The organism is Pseudoxanthomonas mexicana, from assembly GCF_010093385.1.
GTDB classification, from domain to species: Bacteria; Pseudomonadota; Gammaproteobacteria; order Xanthomonadales; family Xanthomonadaceae; genus Pseudoxanthomonas_A; species Pseudoxanthomonas_A mexicana.
The window spans coordinates 54190-63753 of the sequence record NZ_PDWV01000021.1; the positions used below are offsets into that span (position 1 = coordinate 54190).

Annotated in this window: 8 protein-coding genes and 1 tRNA gene; all 9 read right to left on the minus strand. The window is 65.4% G+C overall.

Annotation, left to right across the window (positions count from 1 at the left end; translation table 11 throughout):
* Positions 1–14 precede the first annotated feature (14 nt).
* Entirely contained in the window at positions 15–4166 is a 4152-nt protein-coding gene (gene rpoB, locus CSC76_RS09615; protein ID WP_162109797.1) for a DNA-directed RNA polymerase subunit beta, read from the minus strand.
* Between the two features lie 236 nt (positions 4167–4402).
* Positions 4403–4774, minus strand: a complete 372-nt coding sequence (rplL, locus tag CSC76_RS09620; protein WP_142126299.1) for a 50S ribosomal protein L7/L12 — start codon at positions 4772–4774, stop codon at positions 4403–4405.
* A 60-nt stretch (positions 4775–4834) separates the two neighbouring features.
* Positions 4835–5371: a 50S ribosomal protein L10 gene (gene rplJ / locus CSC76_RS09625; protein ID WP_093487379.1), complete on the minus strand. Its 537-nt coding sequence runs from the start codon at positions 5369–5371 to the stop codon at positions 4835–4837.
* A 474-nt stretch (positions 5372–5845) separates the two neighbouring features.
* Positions 5846–6544, minus strand: coding sequence for a 50S ribosomal protein L1 (gene rplA, locus CSC76_RS09630; RefSeq protein ID WP_162109798.1), 699 nt, complete (start codon positions 6542–6544; stop codon positions 5846–5848).
* 3 nt (positions 6545–6547) lie between these two features.
* Positions 6548–6976 (minus strand): 50S ribosomal protein L11, encoded by a 429-nt coding sequence (rplK, locus tag CSC76_RS09635; RefSeq protein WP_162109799.1) that lies wholly within the window; start codon positions 6974–6976, stop codon positions 6548–6550.
* 197 nt (positions 6977–7173) lie between these two features.
* Entirely contained in the window at positions 7174–7731 is a 558-nt protein-coding gene (gene nusG / locus CSC76_RS09640) for a transcription termination/antitermination protein NusG (protein ID WP_162109800.1), read from the minus strand.
* Positions 7732–7744: 13 nt separating this feature from the next.
* Complete coding sequence (gene secE, locus CSC76_RS09645) at positions 7745–8134, minus strand: preprotein translocase subunit SecE (protein WP_162109801.1); 390 nt, start codon at positions 8132–8134, stop codon at positions 7745–7747.
* A 62-nt stretch (positions 8135–8196) separates the two neighbouring features.
* Positions 8197–8272, minus strand: a tRNA-Trp gene (locus CSC76_RS09650).
* Positions 8273–8373: 101 nt separating this feature from the next.
* Positions 8374–9564 carry an elongation factor Tu gene (gene tuf, locus CSC76_RS09655; protein WP_162109794.1) on the minus strand — a complete coding sequence of 397 codons (1191 nt, stop codon included), beginning with the start codon at positions 9562–9564 and terminating at the stop codon, positions 8374–8376.

A 9564-nucleotide genomic window follows, 5' to 3' on the forward strand; every position in this document is an offset into this window, starting at 1 on the left:
CCCGCGCGTCGCGATCAGTCTTCCAGTTCCATGTTGATGGCGAGCGAGCGGATTTCCTTCACCAGCACGTTGAAGGACTCCGGCATGCCCGCGACCATCTCGTGGGCGCCATCGACGATGTTCTTGTACATCTGGTTGCGGCCCTGCACGTCGTCCGACTTGACCGTCAGCATTTCCTGCAGGGTGTGCGCCGCGCCGTAGGCTTCCAGCGCCCAGACTTCCATTTCGCCGAAGCGCTGGCCGCCGAACTGCGCCTTGCCGCCCAGCGGCTGCTGGGTGACGAGCGAGTACGGACCGGTGGAACGCGCGTGCATCTTGTCGTCCACCAGGTGGTTCAGCTTCAGCATGTGCATGTAGCCGACCGTGGTGTGGCGGTCGAACGCCTCGCCGGTGCGGCCGTCGTACAGCTGGGTCTGGCCGCTGATCGGCAGATCCGCGAGTTCGAGCATGTGCTTGATCTCGGTCTCCGCCGCGCCGTCGAACACCGGGGTGGCCATCGGCACGCCGTCGGTCAGGTTCTTGGCCAGCGCGATCAGTTCGGCATCGCTGAACTGGTCCAGGTCCACGCGGTCCTCGCCCAGCTTCTGGTCGTGGTTGTAGATCTGGGTCAGGAACTTGCGCAGGTCGGCGACCTTGGCCTGGGCTTCCAGCATGTTCTGGATCTTCTTGCCCAGTCCCTTAGCCGCCCAGCCCAGGTGGACTTCCAGCACCTGGCCGATGTTCATACGCGACGGCACGCCCAGCGGGTTCAGCACGATGTCCACCGTCTCGCCGTTGGCCATGTACGGCATGTCCTCGACCGGCACGATGGTCGACACGACGCCCTTGTTGCCATGACGGCCGGCCATCTTGTCGCCCGGCTGGATACGGCGCTTCACGGCCAGGTACACCTTGACCATCTTCAGCACGCCCGGGGCGAGGTCGTCGCCGGCGGTGATCTTGCCGCGCTTGTCGGCGAAGCGGCGCTCGAACTCCTTCTCGTGCGCCTGGATCTGCATCTGGGCGCGCTCGATGGCATCGGAGGCGTCGTCGTCCTTCATGCGCAGGGTGAACCACTCGGACTTCTTCAGGCCGTCCAGGTACGCGTCGGTGATCGCGTCGCCCTTCTTCAGCCCGGCCGGACCTCCGTTGGCGACCTTGCCGACCAGCTGCGAACGCAGGCGGGCGTAGATGGCGCCTTCCAGGATGCGGAACTGGTCGTCGAAGTCCTTCTTGACGCGCTTGATCTCGTTCTCTTCGATCTGGCGCGCGCGCTTGTCCTTCTCGATGCCGTCGCGGGTGAAGACCTGCACGTCGATGACGGTGCCGTCCATGCCCGGGGGCACGCGCAGCGAGCTGTCCTTCACGTCCGAAGCCTTCTCGCCGAAGATCGCGCGCAGCAGCTTCTCTTCCGGGGTCAGCTGGCTTTCGCCCTTGGGCGTGACCTTGCCGACCATGATGTCGCCGGCGCGCACTTCGGCACCGATGTACACCACGCCGCTCTCGTCCAGGCGGTTCAGCGCCTGCTCGGAGACGTTCGGGATGTCGGCGGAGATTTCCTCCGGCCCCCGCTTGGTGTCGCGCGCGACGCAGGTCAGCTCTTCGATGTGGATCGTGGTGTAGCGATCCTCTTCCACCACGCGCTCGGAGAGCAGGATGGAGTCTTCGAAGTTGTAGCCGTTCCACGGCATGAACGCGATCAGCATGTTCTGGCCCAGCGCCAACTCGCCGATGTCGGTAGACGGACCGTCGGCCAGCACGTCGCCGCGCGCCACCACGTCGCCCACGTTCACCAGCGGACGCTGGTTGATGCAGGTGTTCTGGTTGGAGCGCGTGTACTTGATCAACGAGTAGATGTCGACGCCGGCATCGGTTTCGCCGGAGATCTCGCTCTCGTTGACCTTCACCACGATGCGGCCGGCGTCGATCTGCTCGACCACGCCGCCACGACGGGCGTTCACGGTCACGCCCGAGTCGCGCGCCACGGCGCGCTCGATGCCGGTACCGACCAGCGGCTTCTGCGCACGCAGCGTCGGCACGGCCTGGCGCTGCATGTTGGCGCCCATCAGTGCGCGGTTGGCGTCATCGTGCTCCAGGAACGGCACCAGCGCCGCCGCGACCGACACGGTCTGCATCGGCGAGACGTCCATGTAGTGCACTTCGCTCGGCGGCTTCAGCAGCGATTCGCCCTGGTAGCGGCACGGCACGAACTGTTCGGTCAGGCGGCTCTTGGCGTCGTGCAGCGCGTTGGCCTGCGCGATGACGTACTCGTTCTCCTCGATCGCCGACAGGTACTCGATCTCGTCGGTGATCACGCCGTCCACGACCTTGCGGTACGGCGTCTCGAGGAAGCCGTAGCTGTTGGTGCGCGCATACACGGCCAGCGAGTTGATCAGGCCGATGTTCGGGCCTTCCGGCGTCTCGATGGTGCAGACGCGGCCGTAATGGGTCGGGTGCACGTCGCGCACTTCGAAGCCGGCACGCTCGCGGGTCAGGCCGCCCGGGCCGAGGGCCGAGACGCGACGCTTGTGCGTGACTTCCGACAGCGGGTTGTTCTGGTCCATGAACTGGGACAGCTGCGAGGAGCCGAAGAACTCCTTGATCGCGGCCGCCACCGGCTTGGCGTTGATCAGTTCCTGCGGGGTCAGGCCCTCGGACTCGGCCATCGACAGGCGCTCCTTCACGGCGCGCTCGACGCGGACCAGGCCCACGCGGAAGACGTTCTCAGCCATTTCGCCGACCGAACGCACGCGGCGGTTGCCCAGGTGGTCGATGTCGTCGACGGTGCCGCGGCCGTTGCGGATCTCGGTCAGGACCTTGATGACGTCCAGGATGTCCGAGGTCTCGCCCAGGCTGGCGACCAGGCGCTTGGCTTCTTCATCGTTGCGCGCGCCGAAGTACTTCTTGTCGTACAGCACGGCTTCGCCGGTGGTTTCCTTGCGGCCCACGCGACGGTTGAACTTCATGCGGCCGACGTTGGACAGGTCGTAGCGCTCGAAGGTGAAGAACAGGTTGTGGAACAGGTTCTGCGCGGCATCCTTGGTCGGCGGCTCGCCGGGACGCATCATGCGGTAGATCTCGACCAGGGCCTCGAGCTGGGTCTTGGTCGGGTCGATGCGCAGGGTGTTGGACAGGTACGGACCGCGGTCCAGGTCGTTGACCCACAGCGTGCCCACGGCATCCACGCCGGCCTTGCGGAACTTGGCCAGCTGGTCGTCGGTGATCTCGTCGTTGGCGGCGGCCAGCAGCTCGCCGGTGTTGGCGTCGATCACGTCGTGCGACAGGATGCGGCCCACCAGGTATTCGTCCGGCACGGCCAGGGCGGCGATGCCCGACTGCTCCAGCTGCTTCACGTGGCGCGCGGTGATGCGCTTGCCGGCTTCCACGATGACCTTGTCGCCGTCGGCCAGGTCGAAGTTCAGCGTCTCGCCGCGCAGGCGCTCGGCGACCAGTTCCAGCTGCACGCCTTCGGGCAGGATGTGGAACGTGTTGACGTCGAAGAACTCGTTGAGCATCTCCTCGTTGGAGTAGCCCAGGGCGCGCAGCAGGATCGAGACCGGCAGCTTGCGGCGGCGGTCGATACGGGTGAACAGCGCATCCTTCGGGTCGAACTCGAAGTCCAGCCACGAGCCGCGGTAGGGAATGATGCGGGCGCTGTACAGCAGCTTGCCCGAGCTGTGCGTCTTGCCGCGGTCGTGGTCGAAGAACACGCCCGGCGAACGGTGCAGCTGCGAGACGATGACGCGCTCGGTGCCGTTGACGATGAAGGTGCCGTTGTCGGTCATGAGCGGAATCTCGCCCAGGTAGACCTCCTGCTCCTTCACGTACTTGATGGCCTTGGTGGACGACTCGCGGTCGTAGATCACCAGGCGCACGGTCACGCGCAGCGGGGCGCCGTAGCTCAGGCCGCGGTTGCGGCACTCGCGCTCGTCGAACACCGGCTCGCCCAGCTTGTAGCCGACGTATTCCAGCGCGGCGTTGCCGCTGTAGCTGGCGATCGGGAAGACCGACTTCAGCGCGGCGTGCAGGCCACGGTCCTCGCGCTTGGCGGGATCGGCATGCTCCTGCAGGAATTCGCGGTAGGAGTCGACCTGGATGGCCAGCAGGAACGGGACTTCGAGGATCGAGCGCTGCTTGCCGAAGTCCTTGCGGATGCGCTTCTTTTCGGTGAACGAATATGTCGTCATGTGACTGTGCCTTTGGCAGCGTGGGGCGCGCGTCCGCGACCGCACGGGGGACATTCTTTCGAACGGGGGAATTTTCAGTTGGAAGTCGCTGGTATTGCCGGCACCAGCACGCCCTCTGCTGCTACTTCCAACTACAAACTCGCATTTACATCGCTACGTCTTGAAACGACCGAAGGCCAGGGGCTTTCGCCCCCGGCCTCGGGTTGTCGCCTGAGTGGACCGGCGACGGATACGGCTTACTTGACTTCGACGCTCGCACCAGCGGCTTCGAGGTCCTTCTTGAACTTCTCGGCATCTTCCTTCGACACGCCTTCCTTCAGGACGCCGCCGGCCTCGGTGAGGTCCTTGGCTTCCTTCAGGCCCAGGCCCGTGATGGCGCGGACGGCCTTGATGACGTCGACCTTCTTCGCACCGGCGTCCTTCAGGACGATGGTGAACTCGGTCTGCTCTTCGACCGGGGCGGCGGCAGCGGCCGGGCCGGCAGCGGCGACGACCGGGGCAGCGGCGGAGACGCCGAACTTCTCTTCGATGGCCTTGACCAGCTCCATCACTTCCATCAGGGTCTTGCCGGCGATGGCGTCGACGATCTGTTCGTTGGAAAGGGACATTGTGTTTACCTTTGGAAATTATCTGGGATTAGGGTTCGTAGAACCGTAGAAGACGTCGGATCAGGCTTCGGCCGGGGCTTCGGCGGCGGCTTCCGCCGGCGCTTCGCCACCACCCTGCTTGTCGGCCACGGCCTTGACGGCGCGGGCGAACATCGAGGCCGGTTCAGCCAGCACACGGGCCAGCATGGCCAGGGCCTGGTCGCGGGTCGGCAGCGACGCCAGGACTTCCACATGGCTGGCCGGATACAGCTGGCCACCCACGGAGACGACCTTCGGCTGCAGCTTGTCGTTACCCTTGGCGAATTCCTTGATCAGGCGACCGGCAGCGCCGGGCTCCTCGGTCGAAAACGCATACAGCAGCGGACCGACGAGCTTGTCCTGGACAACCTCGAACTCGGTACCGGCCACGGCACGCACGGCCAGCGTGTTCTTGACAACCTTCAAGTACACACCGGTCTCGCGGGCCTTCTTGCGCATCGCGGTCATCTGACTGACCGTGGTGCCTGCGTATTCGGCGGCGACCAGGGAGTGCGCCTTGGCGGCGACGTCTGCCAGCTCGGCGACTACTTCTTGCTTCTGGGACAGATTGAGAGCCATACACTCCTCACTTATTGACTCCGCTCGCGACTCCTGCCGCTTGCGGTCCTGGACGGCACCCGTCCGTGGGTACCGGGGACACGGAGGTCCCGTCGGTGGCCTGTCTGACTGGCGACCCTGCGGTCGTGCTCCAGAAAACTTCCAGAAGGCGGCACCATCTGCGCAGGCGCATTCCCGGGGGAATGGATTAAGCGATCCCGCTAGCCACGACGGCGATTCCCTGCCAGCACGAGCTTCCCTGCCCGTCGTCGTTGCGCGCTGACCGCACCTGCGGTCTTTGACGGCTGTCGCTTGCACCGGCATCCCGGCCTGGGCGACTGCCCTCAAAATTTTTGCCGTCGTTCCCGCGAAGGCGGGAACCCAGCGACTTTGCTTTCTTCCAGTTGACTCAGACTTCGAGTCACTGGATCCCCGCCTTCGCGGGGATGACACGCCAGCAAAGGCGCTCGCGCGATGCGCGAGCGCGCCGGCGCGTCACTTCAGGGACAGCGAGGACTGGTCGACGGTGACGCCGGGGCCCATGGTCGAGCTGACCGAGATCTTCTGCAGGTACTGGCCCTTCGAGGTGGCCGGCTTGGCCTTCACCAGGTCGATCAGCAGCGCCTGCAGGTTCGACTTCAGCGCTTCGTCGTCGAAGCTGGCCTTGCCGATGGTGCAGTGGATGATGCCGGCCTTGTCGGTGCGGTAGCGCACCTGGCCCGACTTGGCGTTCTTCACCGCCTCGGCCGGGTTCGGCGATACGGTGCCGACCTTCGGGTTCGGCATCAGGCCACGCGGACCCAGGACCGTACCCAGCTTGCCGACCACGCGCATCGCGTCCGGCGTGGCGATGACCACGTCATAGTTGATGTCGCCGGCCAGCATCTTCTCGGCCAGGTCGTCCATGCCGACGGCTTCGGCGCCAGCGGCGGCGGCTTCGTCGGCCTTGGCGCCGGCCGGGGCGAACACCGCCACGCGGACCGACTTGCCGGTACCGGCCGGCAGCACGGTGGAACCGCGCACCTGCTGGTCGGACTTCTTGGCATCCACGCCCAGGCGCACGGCCACGTCGACGGACTCGACGAACTTGGCCTTGACCGCGGTCTTGACGATCTTCAGGGCCTCGTCAATGGCGTACGCCTTGCCGGGGGTCACGGCGGCCAGGATGGCCTTCTGTCGCTTGTTCTGTGCCATCTCTTAACCCTCTACCGTCAGGCCCATGGAGCGGGCCGAACCCGCGATCGTACGCACCGCCGCGTCCAGGTCGGCCGCGGTCAGGTCGGGTTCCTTCGCCTTGGCGATGTCCTCGAGCTGCTTGCGGGTGACCTTGCCCACCTTCTCGGTGTTCGGGCGCTTGGAGCCGGACGTGATGCCGACGGCCTTCTTCAGCAGGATCGTCGCCGGCGGCGTCTTGGTGATGAAGGTGAACGTACGGTCGGAATAGGCCGTGATGACCACCGGAATCGGCAGGCCCGGCTCCAGCTTCTGCGTGGCGGCGTTGAACGCCTTGCAGAACTCCATGATGTTCAGGCCGCGCTGACCCAGCGCAGGACCGACCGGCGGCGAGGGGTTGGCCTGACCGGCCTTCACCTGCAGCTTAATGTAACCGACAACTTTCTTTGCCATGTGAGTACTCTCCGGGTGCTAGCGCCTGTGAAGGCTCCCCATCGGACCGGGAAAATCACGCGTCCCGGCATCGCGTATCTCGAATGCGCCGACGGCCGCCCGAAGGCGGCCATGGCCCCCGCCGGCTCAGCCGTTCAGGGAGCCGCGCAGTATATCAGGCTTTCGGCAAGGCCGCCTGGGCGCCCCTGCCGACCGGCTCAGGCCTTCTCGACCTGGCCGAACTCCAGCTCCACCGGGGTGGAGCGGCCGAAAATCAGCACCGCCACGCGCAGGCGGCTCTTTTCGTAATTGACTTCCTCGACCACGCCGTTGAAGTCGTTGAACGGGCCGTCGGTGACGCGGACCATCTCGCCCGGCTCGAACAGGACCTTGGGCTTGGGCTTCTCGACGCCTTCCTGGACGCGATCCAGGATGGCCGCCGCTTCTTCGTCGCGGATCGGCAGCGGACGATCGGCGGTACCGCCGATGAAGCCGAGCACCTTGGAGGTGTCCTTCACCAGGTGCCAGCTCTCGTTGTCCATGCGCGGGATGCCACCCTCGTCATGGGTTTCGATCTGGACCAGCACATAACCCGGGAAGAACTTGCGCTCGGAACGGCGCTTCTGGCCGGAGCGCATCTCCACGACCTCTTCGGTCGGGACCAGCACATCGCCGAACTTCTCCTGCATGCCATCGCGGACGATGCGGTCGCGCAACGCCTGCGCCACCGACTTCTCGAACCCGGAATAAGCATGGACGACATACCAGCGCTTCACTGAGCGACTCTCCTCAACGGCCAAAATTCAGGAACCACTCGATCAACGCCTGGATGGCGAAGTCGAAACCGGCCAGGATCAGGCTGAGCACGATCACCACGGCGATGACCACCCAGGTGGTCCGGGTGGCCTCCTCGCGCGTCGGCCACACCACCTTGCGCAGCTCGAAACGCGACTCGGCGAGGAATTCGCGGGTATCGCGCCCCTTGCCGGTCTGCAGGAACACCAGCGCACCCAGCACCAGGCCCGCGACCACCGCCAGCGAACGCAGCGGCGTGGCCCATTGACCGTTGAACCACCACCACGCGACCAGACCACCCACGACCAGCGCGAGCGCCAGGACGTACTTGGCGATGTCGGCCGCGGGCGTGCCGGCTTTGGATTGTTCGACCTTGCTGTTCAAGTCAGTTGTCGCTCTTTAGCTCGAGGGGAGCACGGCAGAGCCGGACTCCGCGGGGAAGGAAGTGGCACGCCAGGAGGGACTCGAACCCCCAACCTGCGGTTTTGGAGACCGCTGCTCTGCCAATTGAGCTACTGGCGTATCGATTTGCTACAACCTTCCCTTAGACGGCGAAGGCGGACCGAGGTTCCGGCCCGCCCTTCGCGCTGTCCGGCGAACCCGTCGCCGGGACCGCCGGGGCCTTACTTGATGATCTTGGCCACCACGCCGGCGCCGACCGTACGGCCGCCCTCGCGGATCGCGAAGCGCAGGCCTTCGTCCATCGCCACCGGATTGATCAGCGTGACCACCATCTTCACGTTGTCGCCCGGCATCACCATCTCCACGCCTTCCGGCAGCTGCACCGCACCGGTGATGTCGGTGGTGCGGAAGTAGAACTGCGGGCGGTAGCCCTTGAAGAACGGCGTGTGACGGCCGCCTTCGTCCTTGCTCAGCACGTAGACTTCGGCTTCGAACTCGGTGTGCGGGGTGATCGAACCCGGCTTGGCCAGCACCTGGCCACGCTCCACGTCGTCACGCTTGGTGCCGCGCAGCAGCAGACCGGCGTTGTCGCCCGCCTGGCCCTGATCCAGCAGCTTGCGGAACATTTCCACGCCCGTGACCGTGGTCTTCTGGGTCGGACGGATACCGACGATTTCGATTTCGTCGCCCACCTTGATGATGCCGCGCTCGATACGACCGGTCACCACGGTGCCGCGGCCGGAGATCGAGAACACGTCTTCCACCGGCATCAGGAACGGCTTGTCGACGTCACGCTCCGGGGTCGGGATCCAGGTGTCCAGTGCGTCCACCAGCTTCAGGATCGCCGGCACGCCGATCTCGCTCTGGTCGCCTTCCAGCGCCAGACGGGCCGAGCCCGAGATGATCGGGGTGTCGTCGCCCGGGAACTCGTACTTGCTCAGCAGTTCGCGGACTTCCATCTCCACCAGCTCCAGCAGCTCGGCGTCGTCCACCATGTCAGCCTTGTTCAGGAACACGACGATGTACGGCACGCCCACCTGGCGCGACAGCAGGATGTGCTCACGCGTCTGCGGCATCGGGCCGTCGGCGGCCGAGCACACCAGGATCGCGCCGTCCATCTGCGCCGCACCGGTGATCATGTTCTTCACGTAGTCGGCGTGGCCCGGGCAGTCCACGTGCGCGTAGTGGCGCGTGGCCGATTCGTATTCCACGTGCGCCGTCGAAATCGTGATGCCGCGCGCCTTCTCTTCCGGCGCCGCGTCGATCGCGTCGTACGCCTTGAACTCGCCACCGAAACGCTCCGCGCCGATCTTCGTCAGCGCCGCCGTCAGCGTCGTCTTGCCGTGGTCAACGTGGCCAATCGTGCCCACGTTCACGTGCGGCTTGGTGCGTTCGAATTTACCCTTTGCCAT

Coding starts and splice junctions, on each gene's coding strand:
- rpoB (WP_162109797.1), bottom strand. CDS start 4,166: ATGACGACATATTCGTTCACCGAAAAGAAGCGCATCCGCAAGGACTTC.
- rplL (WP_142126299.1), bottom strand. CDS start 4,774: ATGTCCCTTTCCAACGAACAGATCGTCGACGCCATCGCCGGCAAGACC.
- rplJ (WP_093487379.1), bottom strand. CDS start 5,371: ATGGCTCTCAATCTGTCCCAGAAGCAAGAAGTAGTCGCCGAGCTGGCA.
- rplA (WP_162109798.1), bottom strand. CDS start 6,544: ATGGCACAGAACAAGCGACAGAAGGCCATCCTGGCCGCCGTGACCCCC.
- rplK (WP_162109799.1), bottom strand. CDS start 6,976: ATGGCAAAGAAAGTTGTCGGTTACATTAAGCTGCAGGTGAAGGCCGGT.
- tuf (WP_162109794.1), bottom strand. CDS start 9,564: ATGGCAAAGGGTAAATTCGAACGCACCAAGCCGCACGTGAACGTGGGC.